The organism is Mesobacillus sp. MER 48 (assembly GCF_023714225.1).
Classification (GTDB): Bacteria; Bacillota; Bacilli; order Bacillales; family Cytobacillaceae; genus Mesobacillus; species Mesobacillus oceanisediminis_A.
Window position 1 is genome coordinate 1 of the sequence record NZ_JAMAUR010000050.1, and the last position, 259, is coordinate 259.

Consider the following 259-nt stretch of genomic DNA (forward strand, 5'->3'; position numbering starts at 1 on the left):
AACCAAATAGTCTGGTGGCGATGGCGAGAAGGTCACACCCGTTCCCATACCGAACACGGAAGTTAAGCTTCTCAGCGCCGATGGTAGTTGGGGGTTTCCCCCTGTGAGAGTAGGACGCCGCCGGGCATATATATGGAGGATTAGCTCAGCTGGGAGAGCATCTGCCTTACAAGCAGAGGGTCGGCGGTTCGATCCCGTCATCCTCCACCATATATTCCTTTAATAATTACAAATGCCGGTGTAGCTCAATTGGTAGAGC

Annotated in this window: 1 tRNA gene and 1 rRNA gene; both read left to right on the forward strand. The window is 52.5% G+C overall.

Annotated elements, in window-relative coordinates:
• Positions 1-10 precede the first annotated feature (10 nt).
• Positions 11-126 (forward strand): 5S ribosomal RNA (gene rrf, locus M3593_RS23855).
• A gap of 8 nt (positions 127-134) precedes the next feature.
• Positions 135-210: transfer RNA gene (locus M3593_RS23860), tRNA-Val, on the forward strand.
• The last annotated feature ends 49 nt before the right edge of the window (positions 211-259 follow it).